At 64.9% G+C, this 21,084-nt stretch carries 15 protein-coding genes and 2 tRNA genes; 8 read left to right on the forward strand and 9 right to left on the reverse strand.

Translation table 11 applies throughout. From position 1 onward, the window contains the following. Nucleotides 1-15 precede the first annotated feature (15 nt). The 4 genes from ihpA to NLM25_RS25620 are packed head-to-tail and all read left to right on the forward strand — an operon-like array spanning nt 16 to nt 6,458. Complete coding sequence (gene ihpA, locus NLM25_RS25605; protein WP_254138844.1) at nt 16-1,290, forward strand: divalent metal ion exporter subunit IhpA; 1,275 nt, start codon at nt 16-18, stop codon at nt 1,288-1,290. Further along, nucleotides 1,287-2,264 (forward strand): divalent metal ion exporter adaptor subunit IhpB, encoded by a 978-nt coding sequence (gene ihpB, locus NLM25_RS25610; RefSeq protein WP_254138845.1) that lies wholly within the window; start codon nt 1,287-1,289, stop codon nt 2,262-2,264. Before ihpA ends, ihpB begins: the two co-directional genes overlap by 4 nt. Next, nucleotides 2,257-5,475, forward strand: coding sequence for an efflux RND transporter permease subunit (locus NLM25_RS25615; RefSeq protein ID WP_254138846.1), 3,219 nt, complete (start codon nt 2,257-2,259; stop codon nt 5,473-5,475). Before ihpB ends, NLM25_RS25615 begins: the two co-directional genes overlap by 8 nt. Nucleotides 5,476-5,477: 2 nt before the next feature. Next, on the forward strand, nt 5,478-6,458 hold the full coding sequence (locus NLM25_RS25620; protein ID WP_254138847.1) for a cation diffusion facilitator family transporter: 981 nt from the start codon (nt 5,478-5,480) through the stop codon (nt 6,456-6,458). A gap of 123 nt (nt 6,459-6,581) precedes the next feature. Here NLM25_RS25620 and NLM25_RS25625 read toward each other — a convergent pair whose 3' ends face one another. Both NLM25_RS25625 and NLM25_RS25630 read right to left on the reverse strand, forming a co-directional pair. Further along, on the reverse strand, nt 6,582-7,442 hold the full coding sequence (locus NLM25_RS25625; protein ID WP_254138848.1) for a class I SAM-dependent methyltransferase: 861 nt from the start codon (nt 7,440-7,442) through the stop codon (nt 6,582-6,584). A 174-nt stretch (nt 7,443-7,616) separates the two neighbouring features. Next, the gene (locus tag NLM25_RS25630) at nt 7,617-7,808 is read right to left on the reverse strand and encodes a hypothetical protein (protein WP_014494837.1); all 192 of its coding nucleotides are present in this window, start codon (nt 7,806-7,808) and stop codon (nt 7,617-7,619) included. Nucleotides 7,809-8,087: 279 nt separating this feature from the next. On the opposite strand from NLM25_RS25630, the gene NLM25_RS25635 reads away from it, so the two are divergent. After that, nucleotides 8,088-8,164 (forward strand) — tRNA-Val (locus tag NLM25_RS25635). 48 nt (nt 8,165-8,212) lie between these two features. Here NLM25_RS25635 and NLM25_RS25640 read toward each other — a convergent pair. From NLM25_RS25640 to NLM25_RS25665, 6 genes are all read right to left on the reverse strand, one after another. Beyond that, on the reverse strand, nt 8,213-8,617 hold the full coding sequence (locus NLM25_RS25640; protein ID WP_254120078.1) for a GFA family protein: 405 nt from the start codon (nt 8,615-8,617) through the stop codon (nt 8,213-8,215). Nucleotides 8,618-8,684: 67 nt separating this feature from the next. Next, a complete protein-coding gene (gene lon / locus NLM25_RS25645; protein WP_254120079.1) occupies nt 8,685-11,108 on the reverse strand; it encodes an endopeptidase La in 2,424 nt (807 codons plus the stop codon). Between the two features lie 320 nt (nt 11,109-11,428). After that, nucleotides 11,429-12,700, reverse strand: coding sequence for an ATP-dependent Clp protease ATP-binding subunit ClpX (gene clpX, locus NLM25_RS25650; RefSeq protein ID WP_014494834.1), 1,272 nt, complete (start codon nt 12,698-12,700; stop codon nt 11,429-11,431). A gap of 449 nt (nt 12,701-13,149) precedes the next feature. Next, a complete protein-coding gene (locus NLM25_RS25655) occupies nt 13,150-13,785 on the reverse strand; it encodes an ATP-dependent Clp protease proteolytic subunit (RefSeq protein ID WP_254120080.1) in 636 nt (211 codons plus the stop codon). 303 nt (nt 13,786-14,088) lie between these two features. Beyond that, complete coding sequence (tig, locus tag NLM25_RS25660) at nt 14,089-15,450, reverse strand: trigger factor (RefSeq protein ID WP_254138849.1); 1,362 nt, start codon at nt 15,448-15,450, stop codon at nt 14,089-14,091. A 178-nt stretch (nt 15,451-15,628) separates the two neighbouring features. Beyond that, a tRNA-Leu gene (locus NLM25_RS25665) sits at nt 15,629-15,713 on the reverse strand. Between the two features lie 154 nt (nt 15,714-15,867). On the opposite strand from NLM25_RS25665, the gene NLM25_RS25670 reads away from it, so the two are divergent. After that, entirely contained in the window at nt 15,868-17,190 is a 1,323-nt protein-coding gene (locus NLM25_RS25670; protein WP_254138850.1) for a multicopper oxidase family protein, read from the forward strand. A gap of 103 nt (nt 17,191-17,293) precedes the next feature. Here the strand turns inward: NLM25_RS25670 and NLM25_RS25675 are convergent, their stop codons facing one another. Then, nucleotides 17,294-18,793 carry an NAD(P)H-hydrate dehydratase gene (locus NLM25_RS25675; RefSeq protein ID WP_254138851.1) on the reverse strand — a complete coding sequence of 500 codons (1,500 nt, stop codon included), beginning with the start codon at nt 18,791-18,793 and terminating at the stop codon, nt 17,294-17,296. A gap of 380 nt (nt 18,794-19,173) precedes the next feature. On the opposite strand from NLM25_RS25675, the gene NLM25_RS25680 reads away from it, so the two are divergent. Both NLM25_RS25680 and glnA read left to right on the forward strand, forming a co-directional pair. Next, nucleotides 19,174-19,512 (forward strand): P-II family nitrogen regulator, encoded by a 339-nt coding sequence (locus NLM25_RS25680; protein WP_007603495.1) that lies wholly within the window; start codon nt 19,174-19,176, stop codon nt 19,510-19,512. A gap of 152 nt (nt 19,513-19,664) precedes the next feature. Further along, nucleotides 19,665-21,074, forward strand: a complete 1,410-nt coding sequence (glnA, locus tag NLM25_RS25685; RefSeq protein ID WP_254120141.1) for a type I glutamate--ammonia ligase — start codon at nt 19,665-19,667, stop codon at nt 21,072-21,074. Nucleotides 21,075-21,084: the final 10 nt, after the last annotated feature.

Consider the following 21,084-nt stretch of genomic DNA (forward strand, 5'->3'; position numbering starts at 1 on the left):
TCACAGGTCGGTTTCATGTTTCGCAGGGGAATGGCCGCGCGCCTGGCGTGCGCGGCAGCGTGTCTCATTGCCGGATTGGCGGTTGCGCCGTCTCACGCCCAGACTTTGACGATGCGGAGCGCGCTGTCGCGCGCGCTGGCCGCGAGCCCGCGGCTCACCGCAGCGGAGCGCGACGTCGGCATTGCCACGGGCCAGCGCATCCAGGCGGGCGCGCTGCTCAATCCGGAACTGTCCTATGAGCAGGACAATTCGTTCGGATCGGGCATCTACCGCGGCACCAGATCGGCCGAGACCACGCTCCAGATCAGCCAGGCCTTCGAGCTGTTCGGCAAGCGCGATGCGCGGATCGCCGCAGGCGCCGCCGGCATCGAGGTGGCCGCGATTCAGCGCAAGGCCGTCAGGCTGGAAGTGCTGTCGGAGACCGCGATCGCCTTCCTCAGCGTGCTCGGCGCGCAGCGGCGCATCCAGATCCTCGACGAGCAGATCGCCGCGATCGACCGGCTGACGCCTCTCCTGCGCCGCCGCGTCGAGGCCGGCGCCTCCTCGCCGGCCGAAACCGGCCGTGCCGAGGTCGCCTCGGCGCTGGTGAAGGCCGACCGCGAACGCTTCAAGGCGACGCTGGCGAGCGCTCGCCGCGAGCTTGCGGTGCTGATGGGGGATCCCACGGCCAAATTCGGAGAGGTCTCCGGCCGGCTCGACACGACGGGACGGACGCCCACGTTCCAGTCGGTCGTTGCCGCCATCGATGCCAATCCGCAGCTGGTGCGCTGGACCGCCGTCTACGCCCAGCGCAATGCCGAGCTGCTGATCGCACGGCTGAGGCCCTACCCCGACGTGCGGATCGCCGCCGGCTGGCGCCATTTCAACGAAACCAATGACGACGCGGTGCGCCTCACCGTCTCGGTGCCGATCCCCGTGTTCGACCAGAACCAGGGCAACGTCCTCTCGGCGCAGGAAAGCCTCGCCAAGACCAGGGCCGAGCGCGAGGCCAACCGCAACACGCTGATCGTGGTCGCCGGCCGCGCCTACGACTCGCTCCAGGGCTCGCTGCGCGAGCTCGCGGTGCTGCGCGAGACCGCGATCCCGAAAGCCACGGAAGCGTCGGAAGCGATCGCGCAGGGCTACGGCCAGGGCCGCTTCACTTTGCTCGAAGTGCTCGACGCCCAGGCAAGCGTCACCCAGGCGCGGCTCCGCGAGCAGGAAGCGCTGCAAAACTTCCATGTCGGCGTCGCGACCATCGAAGGCCTCGTCGGCAATCCCTTTGCGCTGGCCCGGGAGAGCGCCCGATGAAGACATCCTCCACCATTCTCATCGCGATCGTTGCCGCCGCGCTCGGGGCTTACGGCTATTCCCTGCTCGCGCCGGCCAGGGTCGCGCCCGCCGACCATGCCGAGCATTCCGAGCAGAAGAAGCCGAACGACCATGTCGAGCAGGACGAGCACGGCGCCGACCGCATCCGCATCTCCGACGTCAAGCTGGCGGCTGCCGGCGTGGTGCTGGCGGAGGCCGGAAGCGCGACGCTGACCGATACGCTGTCCTTCAACGGCATCCTGCGCGCCAACCAGGAAGCTGTCGTGCAGGTGACGCCGCGCTTTCCGGGGCTCGCCAAATCGATCCAGAAGCGCATCGGCGACAAGGTCGGCAAGGACGATCTGCTCGCCGCGATCGAGAGCAACCAGAGCCTCACCGTCTACGAGCTCAAGGCGCCGATCGCCGGCACCATCATCGAGCGGCAGATCTCGCTGGGCGAATACGCCTCCGAGCAGAAGCCGGCTTTCGTCGTCGCCGACCTCTCCACCATCTGGGTCGACCTCTCCATCTACCGGCAGGATCTGCGGCGCGTTCGCCTCAACGACGAGGTGCTGATCGATCCCGACGACGGCCGCGGCGAGATCAAGGGCACGATCTCCTACATGGCGCCGATCGGCAGCAGCGAGACCCAGACAGCGCTGGCGCGCGTGGTGCTGTCAAATCCGGACGGGCGTCTGCGTCCCGGACTGTTCGTCACGGCGCGCCTGATCCTCGCCGCGCGCAACGTCGCGGTCGCCGTGCGCCGCAGCGCGATCCAGACACTGGAGAACCGGACCATCGTGTTCGTCCGCGAGGACGGCGACAAGATCGAGGCGCGCCCGGTGGAAACAGGGGATTCCGATCCCCGCCATGTCGAGATCAAGGCGGGCCTTTCGGCCGGCGAGCATTACGTCGCGGAGAACAGCTTCGTCGTGAAGGCGGAGATGGGCAAGGGCGAGGCCGAGCATGATTGAGCGCATCATCGCCGTCTCGCTGCAGCAGCGCTGGCTGGTTCTCCTGCTCGCGCTCGGCGCCGTCGCGTTCGGAGGCTGGAATTTCCAGCGCCTGCCGATCGACGCCGTCCCTGATATCACCAACGTCCAGGTCCAGATCAACACCCGCGCGCCCGGCTACTCGCCGCTCGAAACCGAGCAGCGCATCACCTTCCCCGTCGAGACCGCGATGGGCGGCCTGCCGAAGCTCGACTACACCCGCTCGCTGTCGCGCTACGGCCTCAGCCAGGTGACGGTCGTGTTCAAGGACGGCACCGACATCTATTTTGCCCGCCAGCTCGTTGGCGAGCGCATCCAGCAGGTGAAGGACCAGCTCCCGGCGGGCGTCGAGGTCGCGATGGGGCCGGTCTCGACCGGGCTCGGCGAAATCTTCATGTACACCGTCGAGGCGAAAGCCGGCGCCAAGACGCAAGGCGGCCACGACTATTCGCTGACCGATTTGCGCACCGTGCAGGACTGGATCATCAAGCCGCAGCTTCGCAACGTGCCCGGCGTGGTTGAGATCAACACCATCGGCGGCTTCGAGCGGCAGTTCCACGTGCTGCCGGACCCCGGCAAGCTGATGGCCTACCGGCTCGGCTTTCGCGACGTCATGACGGCTCTCGCCGCCAACAACGCCAATGTCGGCGCCGGCTATATCGAACGCAACGGCGAGCAATATCTGGTCCGCTCCCCGGGGCAGGTCGGCAGCACCAGCGAAATCCAGGACATCGTCATCGGCTCGCGCGGCGGCAATCCCGTCAGGATCAGGGATGTCGCCACCGTCACCGAAGGCCGCGACCTGCGCACGGGAGCGGCGACCCGCGACGGCGAGGAAACCGTGCTCGGCACCGCGATGCTGCTGATCGGCGAGAACAGCCGCACGGTGGCGCGCCGCGTTGCAGCCCGTCTCGAGGACATCGCCAAATCGCTGCCCGAGGGCGTCGTGACGCGAACCGTCTACGACCGCACCCATCTGGTCGAAGCGACCATCCGCACGGTCCAGAACAACCTCCTGGAAGGCGCGGCGCTGGTCGTCGCCGTATTGTTCCTGATCCTCGGAAACATCCGCGCCGCGCTGGTGGTGGCCTGCGTCATCCCCCTGTCCATGGCCATGACGATCACCGGCATGGTCGAGACCAGGGTCAGCGCGAACCTGATGAGCCTGGGCGCGATCGACTTCGGCATCATCGTCGACGGCGCCGTGATCATCGTCGAGAACTGCCTGCGCATGCTGGCCGAGGCCCAGCGCCAGAAAGGCGGCCTGCTCTCCACACCCGAACGGCTACGCGCGATCCTGCGCGGGTCGCGCGAGGTCATCAAGCCGAGCCTGTTCGGAACGCTGATCATCGCGGTGGTCTATTTGCCCGTGCTGACGCTGACCGGCGTCGAGGGCAAGATGTTCACGCCGATGGCATTGACCGTGCTGATGGCGCTGGGCGCCGCGGTGCTGTTCTCCATCACCTTCGTGCCGGCGGCGGTCGCCATCTTTGTCACCGGCAAGGTGTCCGAGCACGAAAACCTGTTCATGCGGTTGGCAAAGCGCATCTATCTTCCCCTGCTCCGCCTTGCGATCGACAACCGCGTCGCGGTCACCATCATGGCCGCCATCATCGTGGTCGCGAGCGGCATTGCCGCCGCGCGCATGGGGGGCGAGTTCATTCCGAGCCTGGACGAAGGCGACGTCGCGCTGGCCTCGATCCGGATTCCCGGCACCAGCCTCACGCAGTCGCTGGATCTGCAAAAGGCGCTGGAACACCGCATCAAGCAGATCCCAGAGGTGAAGGAATTCTTCACCCGCATCGGCACCGCCGAGATCGCGACCGACCCGATGTCGCCGGCGCAGACCGACGGCTATATCATGCTGAAGCCGCGGGCCGAATGGCCCGACCCCGACAAGCCGAAATCGGAGGTGATCGAGGCCATCGACAAGGCCGCCGACGACATTCCCGGCAGCGCCTATGAAATCTCCCAGCCGATCCAGTTCCGTGTCAACGAGCTGATCTCCGGCGTGCGCAGCGACGTCGGCATCAAGGTGTTCGGCGACGACCTCGACATCCTCCAGGGCGCCGCAAAGCAGGTCGAGGCCGCGATCAGGGGCATCCGCGGCGCCAGCGACGTCAAGATCGAGCAGGTCTCGGGCCTGCCGATCCTCACCGTCCGCCTCGATCGCCAGGCGCTCGCCCGCTACGGCCTCAGCATCAGTGAGGTGCAGGGCATCGTCGAGATCGCGGTCGGCGGCAAGTCGGCCGGCAAGCTGTTCGAGGGCGACCGCCGGTTCGATATCGTCGTGCGCCTGCCGGAACATCTGCGCGGCAATCTCGAGGCGATCCGGGCCATCCCGATCCCGCTGCCGCCGAGCGAGGAAGCAGCATCCGGCGCCGCCATTCGAACGGCGCTGGCCGCCTCGCCCCTCGCCCAGATGCGCTACGTGCCGCTGTCGTCGGTCGCAACCGTCGATGCGACGCCCGGCCCGAACCAGATCAGCCGCGAGAACGGCAAGCGGCGCATCGTCGTCACCGCCAACGTCCGAGCGCGCGACCTCGGCTCCTTCGTCACCGAGGCCGAGGCGGCCGTCGCCGAGAAGGTCAAGCTGCCGCCGGGTTACTGGATCGGCTGGGGCGGCCAGTTCGAGCAGCTGGTCTCCGCGACCAAGCGGCTGACGATCGTGGTGCCGGTGGCGTTGCTGCTGGTGTTCCTGCTGCTGTTCATGGGCATGGGATCGGCAGCGGATGCGGCGCTGGTGTTCTCCGGCGTGCCGCTGGCATTGACCGGCGGTGTCGCGGCACTGCTCCTGCGCGGTATTCCATTATCCATCAGCGCCGGTGTCGGCTTTATCGCGCTGTCGGGCGTGGCCGTGCTCAACGGGCTCGTCATCATCGCCTTCATCGAGCGGCTGCGCAGCGAGGGGCTCCCCGTTGCCGACGCGGTGCGCGAGGGCGCGCTGACCCGGCTGCGGCCGGTGCTGATGACCGCGCTGGTGGCGTCCCTCGGCTTCGTGCCGATGGCGCTCGCCACCGGCGCCGGCGCCGAGGTGCAGCGGCCGCTGGCGACCGTGGTGATCGGCGGCATCATCTCCTCGACCGTGCTGACGCTGCTGGTGCTGCCGGCGCTCTATGCGCTGTTCCGTCGTGACGCGGCAAGCGAAACGCCTACAATGGCGCCTGATTTGGCGGCGTCCGGGGAGCGCTAGAGTTGGGCAGCCACGACCATCACGGTCATCACCACCATGATCATGGCGACCACGCGCATGATCATGGTCACAGCCACGCTCATGGTCATGGCCACGCACATGTCCATGCGCCCGCCAGTTTCGGCAAGGCGTTCGCGATCGGCATTTCGCTCAACACCGCGCTGGTCGTGGCCGAGGCGGTCTACGGCTATATCGGCAACTCCACCGCCCTGCTCGCGGATGCCGGCCATAATCTGTCCGACGTGCTCGGCCTCGTCGTGGCTTGGGGCGCCTCGATCGCGGCGCGGCGCGCGCCGAGCGGCCGCTTCACCTATGGCTTTCGCGCCTCCACCATCCTGGCGGCGCTGGCGAACGCAGTGTTCCTGCTGGTCGCGACCGGCGCGATCGGATGGGAAGCGATCCTGCGCCTGCGCGAGCCGGAGCCGGTCGCGGGCGTGACCGTGATGGTGGTCGCCGGCATCGGCATCCTCATCAACGGTTTCACCGCCATGCTGTTCGCAAGCGGACGCAAGGACGACATCAACATCGAGGGCGCCTACCTGCACATGGCGGCCGATGCCGCGGTCTCGCTCGGTGTCGTGGTCTCGGCGGCCCTGATCATCTGGACCGGCTGGCTCTGGCTCGACCCCGTCACCAGCCTCATCATCTGCGCCACCATCCTCTGGAGCACGACCAGCCTGCTGCGCGGCTCCGTCGACATGTCGATGGCGGCCGCGCCCAAGGGCACCGACCTCGCCGCGATCAAGGCATTTTTGCTGGCGCGTCCCGGCGTATCAGGGATCCACGATCTCCACGTCTGGCCGATCTCGACCACCGAGACGGCGCTGACCTGCCACCTCGTGATGCCCGCGGGCACCGCCGACGCATTCCTGATGGAGACGGCGGAGCTGCTGAAGATCTCCTTCCGCATCGGCCACACAACGCTTCAGGTCGAGACGCATCCCGACAATGGCTGCGCGCTGGCGCCGGACGATGTGGTGTGAGGGGGCTGTCGCCTCCCCACTGTCATTGCGAGCGCAGCGAAGCAATCCAGAATCCCTCAGTGGAGGCAGTCTGGATTGCTTCGTCGCTTCGCTCCTCGCAATGACAGCGGATGGAGCGGCGGCTCACGCCGCCTTCGCCGTCACGATCCAGATCGCGCCCTGAAGCGCCACGCTCTGTCCCTTCAGGAACGGTGTGAGCATCTCGCGGATCGAGGCCTTTGCGGCGGCGTACGTTTCCGGCGGATGACCTTGCAGCGCGCGGCTGGCGGGGCCGATCTGGAGCGCGCCGTCGACGGCGGCATCGAGCCCGCCGCCAATCGCAACATCCATCGCGAGATTGTGCGGCTCCATCGCCACGTCCACGAAGCCGGCCCCCTTGAGGATGCGCATCACGCGCTCCTCCGAAGCAAACGCGAACGGGCCCGGCTCTTCCGGCCCGACCGGCGGCATTTTTGGCACGTGTTTGTAGACCGCCATCAGCGGCGCCATCATCCACGGATTCTCCTTCGGCTCACGCCAGCAGGCGAAGGCGAGCCGCCCGGTCGGCTTCAAGGCGCGGCGGAGATTGGAGAAGGACGCGATCGGGTCGGCGAAGAACATCACGCCGAAGCGCGACGCCAGCAGGTCAAAGCTCGCCGGCTCGAACGGATGCACAGTTGCATCCGCCAGCACGAAATCGAGCGGCAGACCTTTTGGCGCAAACGCGCGCGCCTGCGACAGCATCGGGTCGGAGACATCGAGGCCGAGCGCAAAGCCATCCGGCGCCACCGCCTTCGCGAATGCAAAGGTCGTCGCACCGGAGCCGCAGCCGACATCGATAACGCGCTCGCCCGGCTTCGGCCTGGCGCGGCCGATCAGGACATCGGCGATCGGCCCGAGCAAATTCTCCTGCGCCGCATGGCGATCGGCCCAGCGCTGCCCGCTCGGGCCGTTCCAATAGGCGATCTGGTCGGCATTCTCGGCGTGTCCGCTGGGCTGTTCCATGGATCCCCTCCGGCAGCTTGGTCGAAAGACCCCGATGCCGAAAAGCAAGGACGCCGTCAACTGCGGCGGCCCGTTCGGTCCACCCGTCAGCGAGACGTTCTTGCGTTCACGCCGCACGACACGGCGTCAGAGGTTGACGGACGCAGAGGTTTCAACGACCTGCTCTACGCCGGATCATTCGGCCGCGAGCGAAACTCCAGTTCGCTTGGCAAGGACGCGGCGAAAGTCGGCTGCCAGCTCATCGTAATAGTTGGCAAGCTCCTCGTAGAAAGCCCGACCGGCCTCGTCAGGAGCCTCTTGAGCCGCTTTCATGCAGTGGGCGGCTTTCGACTCGTACCTTTCCAGCTTGATGCGAAGATCACTCATCACGGCGATACTCCACGCTGCCACAGGGAGCCCCAACGGTGGTTCGGATGGCGATCAAAAAGATGACCGAAAAAGGGCAATTTTGGACCCTTGGAGGGTGACTCTTGGGCGTCGGATGCCGAGCGCAACGAGCCAGGACAGCCGCCAGCGGGGGTGGACATTGGCGGCTCGCGGGCGGACGCCTGTGACAATCATCACAGGGGCGGTCTTGCTCGAGCCCTGTTTGCGAGCGTTCGGGCCTTGCTCGAACACCCGCGGGAGGGCTAAAGAGGCGCCTTGGGGCGGTTAGCTCAGCTGGTTAGAGCATCTCGTTTACACCGAGAGGGTCCGCGGTTCGAATCCGTGACCGCCCACCAGCCTGCTTCGCAGGCTACGGCTTGGCAGGCCAGCCAACAAAACCGAATTCAATCCCCCGGCCTCCCCGGCAGCAGCGGCACGGCGTCGATCCAGACCGCCGCCGATTGGCACCAGATCTGCCTGACGGGCCGTAATTTGTCGCGCTGGCGGATGCTGCCCCAGCGGATTCCCCAATCGCCGGCCTGGTCGCCCTCGCCGTTCGTGAACAGCGGGGAGCCGCAGTCGGCGCAAAAGTGCTGGAAGCGCATCTGGCCGTTGTCGCCGCGCTTGCCGTAGACCTTGGGAGTGCCGCCGGTCAGCTTGACGTCGGCGCCGGAACACAGCGCGGTCACCCGGAACGGCGACCCCGTCAGTGCCTGGCAGTCGCGGCAATGGCAGACCGAGACCGCCTCCGGGTCGATCTCGGCTTCAAACGTGATCTTCCCGCAATGGCATTGCCCGTCGATCTGCATCGCCCTCGTCCCCGCCCCAAACAAAAACGGCGCCCGAAGGCGCCGTTTTATCATGTTTCGCTGAACCTTAGTGAGCGGTCAGGCCGCCGGCGGCTTCGTCCCCGTCCGGCTTCACCGTCACTTTGGTGTCCTCTTCCCAGACGATCGGCACCGGCTTCTTCACCAGCGCCTTGGCGACGACGTCGTCCAGACGCGACACCGGGATGATCTCCATGCCGCCCTTGATCGCATCGGAAATCTCCGTGAGATCCTTGGCGTTGTCCTCGGGGATCAGCACCGTCTTGATGCCGCCGCGGGCAGCAGCCAGCAGCTTCTCCTTCAGGCCGCCGATCGGCAGCACGCGGCCACGCAGCGTGATCTCGCCGGTCATCGCGACATCATGGCGGACCGGGATGCCGGTCATCACCGAGATGATCGCGGTGGCCATCGCCACGCCGGCCGACGGACCGTCCTTCGGCGTCGCGCCTTCCGGCACGTGCACGTGGATGTCGCGCCGGTCGAACAGCGGCGGCTCGATGCCGTAGACGATCGCACGCGAGCGGACGTAGGACGCCGCCGCCGAGATCGATTCCTTCATCACGTCGCGCAAATTGCCCGTGACCGTCATCTTGCCCTTGCCGGGCATCATGACGCCTTCGATGGTCAGGAGCTCGCCGCCGACATCGGTCCAGGCAAGGCCGGTGACGATGCCGACCTGCGGCTCGCTCTCGATCTCGCCGAAGCGGTATTTCGGCACGCCCAGAAGCTCTTCCAGAGTCTTCTCGGTGACCTTGACCGACTTCTTTTTGGAGATCATCAGCTCCTTCACCGCCTTGCGGGCGAGTGTCGAAAGCTCACGCTCCAGATTACGCACGCCCGCTTCGCGGGTGTAGCGGCGGATCAGAAGCAGCAACGCGTCGTCGTCGATCGAGAACTCCTTGGAGTCCAGGCCGTGCTTGGACACCGCGGTCGGAATCAGATGCTTGCGCGCGATCTCGACCTTCTCGTTCTCGGTGTAGCCCGCGATCCGGATGATCTCCATGCGGTCCATCAACGGGCCCGGAATATTGAGCGTATTCGCGGTCGTGATGAACATCACGTTGGACAGATCGTAGTCGACCTCGAGATAGTGGTCGTTGAAGGTCCCGTTCTGCTCGGGGTCGAGGACCTCGAGCAGAGCCGAGGACGGATCGCCGCGGAAATCGGCGCCCATCTTGTCGATCTCGTCCAGCAGGAACAGCGGATTGGACGACTTCGCCTTCCGCATCGACTGGATGATCTTGCCGGGCATCGAGCCGATATAGGTGCGGCGGTGACCGCGGATCTCGGCCTCGTCGCGCACGCCGCCGAGCGAGACGCGCACGAACTCGCGCCCCGTCGCCTTCGCGATCGACTTGCCGAGCGAGGTCTTGCCGACGCCGGGAGGCCCGACGAGACACAGGATCGGGCCCGTCAGCTTGTTGGCGCGCGACTGCACCGCGAGATACTCGACGATACGTTCCTTGACCTTCTCGAGGCCGTAGTGATCGGAGTCCAGGATGGCCTGCGCCGATTCCAGATCCTTCTTCACCTTGGACTTCTTGTTCCACGGGATCGACAGCAGCCAATCCAGATAGTTGCGCACGACGGTCGCTTCCGCGGACATCGGCGACATCTGGCGCAGCTTCTTCAATTCATGCTGCGCCTTCTCGCGCGCTTCCTTGGAGAGCTTGGTCTTGGAGATCTTCTCTTCGAGATCGGCGAGCTCGTCGCGACCGTCGTCGTCGCCGAGCTCCTTCTGGATCGCCTTCATCTGCTCGTTGAGATAGTACTCGCGCTGGGTCTTCTCCATCTGGCGCTTGACGCGCGAGCGGATGCGCTTCTCGACCTGGAGCACCGAGATCTCGCTCTCCATCAGGCCCAGCACCTTCTCGAGGCGCGTGGTGACGGACAGCGTCTCTAGGATACCCTGGCGATCCGCGATCTTGACGGCGAGATGCGAGGCAACGGTGTCGGCGAGCTTGGCGAAATCGGTGATCGCCTGCACGACGCCGACGACCTCGGCCGAGATCTTCTTGTTGAGCTTCACATAGCTCTCGAAGTCGGACACGACCGAGCGCGACAGCGCTTCGGCCTCGACCGATTTCGCATCGGTGTCGGCGAGCGCAACCGCGGTTGCTTCATAGTACTCGCTGCGATCGGTGTATTTCTGCACACGCGCCCGCTCGAGCCCTTCGACCAGCACCTTCACGGTGCCGTCGGGAAGCTTCAAGAGCTGGAGCACGCTGGCAAGCGTACCGGTCTCGTAAATGGCATCGGGCGCCGGATCATCGTCGGACGCGTTCTTCTGCGTCGCGAGCATGATCAGCGCGTCGTTCTTCATCACCTCTTCGAGCGCGCGGATCGACTTCTCGCGGCCGACGAAGAGCGGAACGATCATGTGCGGGAAGACGACGATGTCGCGCAGCGGCAGCACGGGATAGGCGTGCGTTTCGCCATGAACGATGGTTGGCCGGGGTTTTGGATTAGTCATGGCCTTTTCCTTTTGCTTTGCCCCCCTGCACGCAGCCCGCCATGCTCATGCGCAACCGCCACAAGGTGCCGAGGTGATCCGCAGACCGGTCGGCCATTATAGACCTTGACCGGCTTGTGGATCGGAACTGAGGCGAATCTTGAACAGAATTCTCGCTCGCCGCCGACATTAGGTGGCTATCGACCCGGGGGGTGTCAAGTCATTGAAAGACGCGCGCCATCAGGCGCTTACGCACGCGTATAAGCGACGCAACACCGGCTGCGGAGGTACTTTCCGCAGCCCAAACTAATGGGACGATTGGAGCGTTCCAGCGCCGCAAATCAGGCGCTGGCGTTCTCGACGGCGCGATCGGACCGATCGGCGTAGATGTAGAGCGGACGCGCCGTACCTTCCACGACTTCGCGTGAAATCACGACTTCTTCCACACCTTCGAGACCCGGCAGATCGAACATGGTCTCGAGCAGGATCGCCTCGAGGATCGAACGCAGACCACGCGCGCCGGTCTTGCGCTCGATCGCCTTGCGGGCAACCGCGCCAAGCGCCTCGTCGGCGAAGGTCAGCTCGATGTTCTCCATCTCGAACAGCCGCTGGTACTGTTTCACCAGCGCGTTCTTCGGCTCGGTGAGGATCTTCTTCAGCGAGGTCTCGTCCAGATCCTCGAGCGTCGCCACGACCGGCAGACGGCCGACGAATTCGGGGATGAGACCGTACTTCAGCAGGTCCTCAGGCTCGACATGACGGAAGATCTCGCCGGTACGGCGATCCTCCGGCGCGAGCACCTGGGCGGCGAAGCCGATCGAGGTCGACCGGCCGCGCGCCGAGATGATCTTCTCGAGGCCGGCGAACGCACCGCCGCAGATGAACAGGATGTTGGTGGTATCCACCTGCAGGAATTCCTGCTGCGGATGCTTGCGGCCGCCCTGCGGCGGGACCGAAGCCACCGTGCCTTCCATGATCTTCAGCAGCGCCTGCTGCACGCCCTCACCCGACACGTCGCGCGTGATCGAGGGATTGTCGGACTTGCGGCTGATCTTGTCGATTTCGTCGATGTAGACGATGCCGCGCTGGGCGCGCTCGACATTGTAGTCGGCGGCCTGGAGCAGCTTCAGGATGATGTTCTCGACGTCCTCGCCGACATAGCCGGCTTCGGTCAGCGTCGTCGCATCGGCCATCGTGAACGGAACGTCCAGGATGCGGGCGAGCGTCTGCGCGAGCAGCGTCTTGCCCGAACCGGTCGGACCGATCAGCAGGATGTTCGACTTCGCGAGCTCGACGTCGTTGTGCTTGGTCTGGTGGTTGAGGCGCTTGTAGTGGTTGTGCACCGCGACCGACAGGACCTTCTTCGCATGGCTCTGGCCGATGACGTAATCGTCCAGGACCTTGCAGATTTCCTTCGGCGTCGGAATGCCGTCGCGCGACTTCACGAGCGAGGATTTGTTCTCCTCGCGGATGATGTCCATGCAGAGCTCAACGCACTCGTCGCAAATGAAGACCGTGGGACCCGCGATCAGTTTGCGGACTTCGTGCTGGCTCTTGCCGCAGAACGAGCAATACAGCGTGTTCTTGGAGTCGCTCGTGCCGACCTTACTCATTCATGTCTCCGTCCGCGGTTCGATCCCGCTCCGCTCGATCGCTCCATTCCGACACGAGGGCCGGTATGCAGTTCAAATAGAGCAAATTCCGTACCAAAAAAGACCCTACGCGCTACATCCCCGTGCGAATCACGGTCACTCGATTCTCCGCGATCATAGCCGATCATGCGTAGCCAACCATGCTGTCACCCGACTATCAAGAATTCGCTAATCGAGGCGGCGCCAGCTACCCGTGACAATACCGTGATTTCACGTCTTGGCACGGGAGAAGTGATCGAAATCGCGATTGCGTGGCTGGATTGCCACGAAAAACAGGCACGAAAGCGGAACTTTCTGCCTGTCGCAGGGCGCAAAACAGTTTTTTGCGCCGCACGAACGCGTCCTTAACGTGAACGCTGCCCTGACGATCCCCTGCAATGCCGGGGATCGCTGTTGCGATCCCGGTAATGCTACGGGGTCTTCGCCGCTGCCGCCTCTTCGGCGCGCTTGTCGATGACCTTGTCGACCAGGCCGAACTCCTTGGCGTCGTTCGCGGTCAGGAACTTGTCGCGTTCCAGCGCGTCCTCGATCGTCTTGTAGGTCTGGCCGGTGTGCTTCACGTAGATCTCGTTGAGCCGCTTCTTCAGGTTCAGGATTTCCTGGGCGTGCAGCATGATGTCGGTGGCCTGGCCCTGGAATCCGCCGGAGGGCTGATGCACCATGATGCGCGCGTTCGGCAGCGAGAAGCGCATGTCCTTCTCGCCGGCGCAAAGCAGCAGCGAGCCCATCGAGGCGGCCTGCCCCGTGCACAGCGTCGAGACCGGCGGACGGATGAACTGCATGGTGTCGTAGATCGCGAGGCCCGACGTCACCACGCCGCCCGGCGAGTTGATGTACATCGAGATTTCCTTCTTCGGATTTTCCGCCTCAAGGAACAACAGCTGCGCGACGATCAGCGTCGACATGCCGTCTTCGACCGGGCCGGTCACGAAGATGATGCGCTCTTTCAACAGGCGCGAGAAAATGTCGTAGGCGCGCTCGCCACGGTTGGTCTGCTCGACCACCATGGGCACGAGGTTCATGTAGGTTTCAACCGGATCGCGCATGAGTCACCTAAGGTTTTAGGAGGCGGACATCGCCAGTCCTGGCTGCCAGTTTGGCTGGATTTGCCGGAAGGCCGATGGACGCCCGTGATGCAGGAAGTTGGTAGAGGTAGAACGCTCGGTAGACGACTTGGGTACAGGGCGTACCGACAGATATAGCCCAAATCGCGCCAGACAAGTGCGGAGCGAATTAAGGCTTAATCCACGGGGCACTTGAAGCTGATTCTCGCAAAGAGGCCCAGCCAACCACATGGCTAGCCGGGCCCCTTCGCTGATCATCCTTAATAGAAGGCTTTCTCAAAGCTCTCAGGCGGCGGTCTTGTCCGCCTCGTCGTCCTTGTAGAGATCCTCGCGCGAGACCTTCTTCTCGGTCACGTTGGCGAGCTCGAGGATGAAGTCGACGACCTTGTCCTCATAGATCGGTGCACGAAGCTGAGCCAGCGCGTTGGCGTTGTTGCGATAATAGTCCCACACTTCCTTCTCGCGGCCGGGCATCGAGCGCGCGCGCTCGATCACGGCGCGGCCGACCTCGTCGTCGGTCACGGTGATCTTGTTCTTCTCGCCGATCTCGGAGAGCACGAGGCCGAGCCGCACGCGGCGGTCGGCGATCTTGCGGTACTCTTCCTTGGCGGCATCTTCAGTGGTGTCCTCGTCGGCAAAGGTCTTGCCGGCGGAGTCCATCTCGGCCTTGACCGAGTTCCACATCAGATTGAACTCCTCGTCGACGAGCGACGGCGGCGCTTCGAAACGATGCGCCTCGTCGAGGCGGTCGAGCAGTGCGCGCTTGACGCGCTGGCGTGTCGCGCCGGCGAACTCGGCAGCCAGACGCTCGCGCGCGGCTTCCTTCAGCTTGTCCAGCGATTCGAGGCCGAGCGTCTTGGCGAACTCGTCGTCGATCGCGACGTCCTGCGGCGCCTCGATCGAGGTCGCGGTGGTCTCGAACTCGGCCGGCTGGCCGGCGAGCTTGTCGTTCATGTAGTTCTTGGGGAACGCCACCTTCAGCGTGCGCGTCTCGCCCGCGCCGATGCCGGTGAGCTGCTCCTCGAAGCCGGGGATGAAGGTGTTGGAGCCGATCACGACCTGGATCCCTTCGCCGGTGCCGCCTTCGAAGACTTCGCCGTTGATGGTGCCCTTGAAGTTGATGGTGACGCGGTCGCCGGATTCGGCCTTGGCGCCCTCGGCCTTCGCGGCGTAGCCGCGGTTGGTGTCGGCGATGCGCTTGATGGCCTCGTCGACGTCGGTGTCGGACACGTCGGCGACGGGCTTCTCGACCTGGAAGCTCTTGAAGTCGGCGAGCGCGATCGCGGGCACCACCTCGATCGCGACCGTGTAGGTCAGATCGGTCTTGCCGTTGAGCAGCTCCTCGACCTCGGCCTGCTCGCTCGGCATCGTGATCTTCGGCTCGGTCGCGAGCTTGAAGCCGCGCTCGGTGAACAGCTGCGTGTTGGTGTCGCGAATGGTCTGGTCGATGGTCTCGGCCATCACCGAGCGGCCGTAGACCTTCTTCAGATGAGCGACCGGCACCTTGCCGGGGCGAAAGCCGTTGATGCGGACCTTGTCCTTGAGGTCGACGAGCTTGGCGCCGGCCTTGGAGTCGAGATCAGACGCGGGAACGCTGATCTTGAACTCGTGCTTCAAACCTTCCGAGAGGGTTTCTGTGACCTGCATGGCGTCCAATCTTCTTCTCGTTCGGTCCCGGCACATTGCGCGTCGGGACGCTGTCATTAATCGATCCGGCGCGAGGCAAACGCCTCAACGCCGGCGGTTCATCGAGCCCGGCTCCGGACGGAAAAACATCCGCGCGGAGCGAAGCCCCAAAGTAATCCGTGCAAACGCTGAAAGCGCTTGGTGCGGGCGGAGGGACTCGAACCCCCACAACTTTCGTCACCGGAACCTAAATCCGGCGCGTCTACCAGTTCCGCCACGCCCGCGTGAATTTGCATCAAGACCGGCCGCGATGCCGCGGGCGGCCGGGCTTATAGCATGTGCCTGACTGTTCGCAGCAAAAAAATGGCCGGTTGGAGGCACACTTCAAGTAGGCACGATGGCTGGACTTATCCAGCGCGGCGTGGTCCGCATCGAGCCATGAAAACGCGGAGCTTTGACCCCAATCGGCGTGAGGTTTTAGCCGGGCTAGGCGCAGGCCTTGGCGTCGGGCTTGGCGCCTCTGCCGCCGGGTTGATCGCCGGCGGCGCAGCCCCGGCCGTAACCGCCCAGCTCGCCCTTCAGGCAAGGCCAGCAACGCTCGCTCTCAGGCCGGACCAGCCGCCTGCACCGATCTGGGAGCTGGCCGCCGTAAGCCACATTGGGGACGTCCGTCTGAAGCGTGGGGACCGCTGCGAGGTGGTGTTTCGGAACGACTTGCCTGTGCCGCTTGCGCCAGTCTGGTACGGCCTCAACGGCCCGGCCGCGTCCGATCCGCTCCGGGCGCGCGCGCCGACCGCGCCCGGGGCGACTGAAACTTCAATTATTTCAATGGCAAATGCAGGGACCCTGCTGGCTGACTTCCGTCTCTTCGAGGATGGCCTGAGGCAGCCTGCGCGCCCGCTTCCCGTCATCGCCATCGAGGCCAACCGGGCCGCAGTCGATCGCGACGAGGTCCTGCTGATCGAGGAATGGCGCCTGCGGCCGGATGGGACCGCGCTCCCGCCAGGCCGCGATCCGAAGGACACGGCGCCGCTCTATACAATCAACGGCAAGACATTCGAACTCTCAGCTGCCGCCGGCGAACGGCTCCGGCTGCGCTTCATCAACGGCTCGCAACGGTCTGTTCTTGCAATCAAATTGGAGAACCATGAGGTCCAGGTGGTGGCCCTCGACGGACAGCCGGCCGAGCCGTTCCCGGCGCGCAACGGCGCCCTGATTCTCGCCCCCGGCGCCCGCGCCGATGTCTTTGTGGATGCGGCCGCATCGGCCCCTTTCCTGATCCATGACGGCAAGGAAGCGCGTCAGGTCGGGAAGCTCACGATCTCCGGCAAGCTCGCGCGCGCGCCGTTGCCGCCCCCTCAGCCCCTGCCCTTGAACGACCTTCCCGAGAAGCTCGACCTGAAAGGCGCCCTGCGGTTCGATGTCGCGCTCGGCGCACCCGAGGCCGGTTGGACGCGGCCCGCAAGTTTCTCCGTCTCCTCCAACCCCGCCTTCCGCGCCAGGACCGGCCGCACCGTCGTGCTGGCCCTCAAGAACCCCGGCCCGGCGACGAGCGTCTTCCATCTCCACGGCCACCATTTCCGCCTGCTCGACAAGCTCGACGATGGCTGGAAGCCCTACTGGCTCGACACGCTCGCGATCGAGCCCGGCCAGACCCAGCGCATCGCGTTCGCCGCGACCTCACCCGGCCGCTGGCTGATCGAATCCGTCGTGACCGATTGGGCCGCGCCGCGGCTGGTGCGCTGGTACGCGGTGGAGTGAGTCTTCGTAGGATGGGTAGAGCGCAGCGAAACCCACCGTTACCGAGATTTGAGATGATGGGTTTCGCTACGCTCTACCCATCCTACTCACTTCGACGTCGAGCTCAGTACTCCACCCCGAGCGCATTGTAGATCCGCCGGTACACCGCCGGCAGCGTCTCGGTCAGGTCCTCCGCGATCAATCCCGGGCCCGCCTCGCTTCCCGCCTCGCCATGCATCCAGACACCGATGCTGGCGGCTTCGAAGGCCGGCACGCCCTGCGCCAGCAGCCCTGCGATGATGCCGGCGAGCACGTCGCCGGCACCGGCGGTGGCGAGCCAGGGCGGCGCGTTGGTGGCGATGGTGGCGCGGCCGTCGGGCGCGGCGATCGTGGTATCGGGCCCCTTCAAGAGCACGACAGCACCGGCGCGTTCGGCCGCGGCGCGCACGCGCTCCAGTTTCGAGCGGCCCGGATTCTTGTTGCTGAGGTCGGAGAACAGGCGCGGAAACTCGCCCTCGTGCGGCGTCAGCACGACCGCATTGTCCCCAGACGACTTGATCGATTCAAACAGGCGCTCCGGGTTCGCGGCAAAGCTGGTCAGCGCATCCGCGTCCAGCACCAGATGCCGCTGCGCCGTCAGCGCGGTGTGGACGAGATCGCAGGTGCGATCGCCGACGCCCGCGCCGGGGCCGATCATGCAGGTGTTGTAGCGCTTGTCGGACAGCAGCTCGCCGAACTCGATCGCGCTGTCGCAGACGCGAACCATCACGGCGGTGAGCGCGCTCGCGTTGATCGCGAGCGCATCGCGCGGGGTCGCCAGCGTCACGAGGCCCGCGCCGGCGCGCAGCGCCCCGCGCGCGGCGAGCCGCGCCGCGCCGGTCGCGGCGATATCGCCGGAGACCGCCAGCACATGGCCGCGCGCGTATTTGTGGCCGTCGATCCGCGGCACCGGAAAGGCGGCGGCCCAGACATCCGGATCGTTCTCGAAGATCTGCGGCGTGATCTCGTCCAGCACCTGCGGCTCGATGCCGATGTCGGCGACGCGCACCCGGCCACAATGCATCCGCCCCGGCAGAAGCAGATGCGCCGGCTTCTTGCGGAAGAAGGTGACGGTCTCGGTGGCGTTGACCGCGACGCCCATCACGGCTGCGCTGGTGCCGTTGATGCCGCTCGGCAGATCGACCGCGAGCACCACGGCGCCGTTGGCGTTGATCGCCTCGATCATCGCCCGCGCCTCGCCGTCGACGGGACGGCTGAGGCCCGCGCCGAACAGCGCATCGATGATCAGCGCGGGTCTTCCGATCGCCTGCGGATTGAACGGCAGCACCGGATGCTTCCAGCCGCGCGCGGCGGAAGCCGCGTCGCCCTGGAGCTGGTCGCGCTCGCACATCAGGATCACCGAGACGTCGCGGCCCTGGGCGGCGAGCTCGGCAGCCGCGACAAAACCGTCGCCGCCATTGTTGCCGGGGCCGGCGACGATCAGGATCGGCCCCTCCTCCACCAGCGCATTGGCGGCCTCGGCGACCGCCTGGCCCGCGCTGAGCATCAGCTTGAAGCCAGGCGTGCCTGCCGCAATACTGAGCTGGTCAGCGCGCTGCATTTCGGCGGTGGTCAGTACTTCCATGCCACTTCCCTGGTCCTAACGCCTTTTCAACAGGCATCTTCCGTGCCGATCCGGCCAACGGAACGTCGATCTGCACAGATATTGAACTGTTTGCCTATTTCGTAGTCTGCGGTATTTTGAGCCGGTCGGCTCCACCTATCAGAGATGCTCGTTAAAAGGCTGATAACGCTCCAATAATCAGGGCATTTGCAACTTGGCATAGACCCTGCTTTCGAGGAAGCCGCTTCGGCTCGTGCTCACTGGCAATCTATCAGGGTGTGGCCGGCCGTTGTTGCCGGGACTGGTCAGGGATCCCGGCATAGCGAAGACAAGATCGTGCGTTAAGAAAGCGCATCCTGACAACGACGTTGCTATTTGATCGAAAGGCCGGGAGGCGCGCAGTGAAGAAAATCGAAGCCATCATCAAGCCATTCAAGCTCGACGAGGTGAAGGAAGCGCTTCAGGAAGTCGGCCTCCAAGGCATCACCGTCACCGAAGCCAAGGGCTTTGGCCGGCAGAAGGGGCACGCCGAGCTTTACCGCGGCGCAGAATACATCGTCGACTTCCTGCCCAAGGTGAAGATCGAGATCGTGATCGGCGACGATCTCGTCGAGCGCGCCATCGACGCGATCCGCCGCGCCGCGCAGACCGGGCGCATCGGCGACGGCAAGATTTTCGTCTCCAACATCGAAGAGGCGATCCGCATCCGGACCGGCGAATCCGGGCTGGACGCTATCTGAGCCGGGTGCTATCCCGCATTTTGCGACACTCTGACAAGAAAAAGGCTGCTTCGGCGGCCTGATTTCGTTTGTGCGGTCGCGCGCGAACTCGCCAAAAGCGAGAACAATCTTGCTCACCTGGAAACCGACCCGCAGAGCCAAAAGGGGTATGCATGAAGACCGCCAAAGACGTCCTGAAATCGATCAAGGACAACGACGTCAAATACGTCGACCTGCGCTTCACCGATCCGCGCGGCAAGTGGCAGCACGTCACGTTCGACGTCAGCATGATCGATGACGACATTTTCGCCGAAGGGACGATGTTCGACGGCTCCTCGATTGCCGGCTGGAAGGCGATCAACGAGTCCGACATGTGCCTGATGCCGGATCCGGTGACCGCGACGATCGACCCGTTCTTCGCCGAGACCACCATGGTCATCACCTGCGACGTGCTCGAGCCGACCACCGGCGAGCCCTACAACCGCGACCCCCGCGGCATCGCCAAGAAGGCCGAAGCCATGGTGAAGTCGATGGGCGTGGGCGACAGCGTGTTCGTCGGCCCCGAAGCCGAGTTCTTCGTGTTCGACGACGTGCGCTTCTCCGCCAACCCCTACAGCACCGGCTTCCGTCTCGACTCCTCGGAGCTGCCGACCAACTCCGACACCGAATATGAAGGCGGCAATCTCGGCCACCGCGTCCGCACCAAGGGCGGCTACTTCCCGGTGCCGCCGCAGGATTCCGTGCAGGACATGCGCTCGGAAATGCTCGGCGCCATGGCCAAGATGGGCGTCAAGGTCGAGAAGCATCACCACGAAGTCGCTTCCGCCCAGCACGAGCTCGGCATGAAGTTCGACACGCTGACGCTGATGGCCGACCACATGCAGATCTACAAATACTGCATCCACCAGGTCGCGCACATCTACGGCAAGACCGCCACCTTCATGCCGAAGCCGGTCTATGGCGACAACGGCTCGGGCATGCACGTGCACCAGTCGATCTGGAAGGACGGCAAGCCGGTGTTCGCCGGCAACAAGTACGCCGACCTGTCGGAGACCTGCCTCCACTACATCGGCGGCATCATCAAGCACGCCAAGGCGATCAACGCCTTCACCAACCCGTCGACCAACTCCTACAAGCGTCTGGTCCCGGGCTATGAGGCCCCCGTGCTGCTCGCCTACTCCGCGCGCAACCGCTCGGCCTCGTGCCGCATCCCCTACACCGCTTCGCCGAAGGCCAAGCGCGTCGAGGTGCGCTTCCCCGATCCGCTCGCCAATCCCTATCTCGGCTTCGCCGCGATGCTGATGGCCGGCCTCGACGGCATCAAGAACAAGATCGATCCGGGTCCGGCGATGGACAAGGACCTCTACGACCTGCCGAAGGAAGAGCTGAAGCAGATCCCGACGGTGTGCGGCTCGCTTCGCGAGGCGCTCGAAAACCTCGACAAGGACCGCGGCTTCCTCAAGAACGGCGGCGTGTTCGACGACGACTTCATCGACGCTTACATCGAGCTGAAGATGACCGAAGTCGCCCGCTTCGAGATGACCCCGCACCCGGTCGAGTTCGAAATGTACTATTCGGGTTAAGCGGCCCGAA

It is taken from the genome of Bradyrhizobium sp. CCGB01 (genome assembly GCF_024199795.1).
In the GTDB taxonomy this organism is placed as follows: domain Bacteria; phylum Pseudomonadota; class Alphaproteobacteria; order Rhizobiales; family Xanthobacteraceae; genus Bradyrhizobium.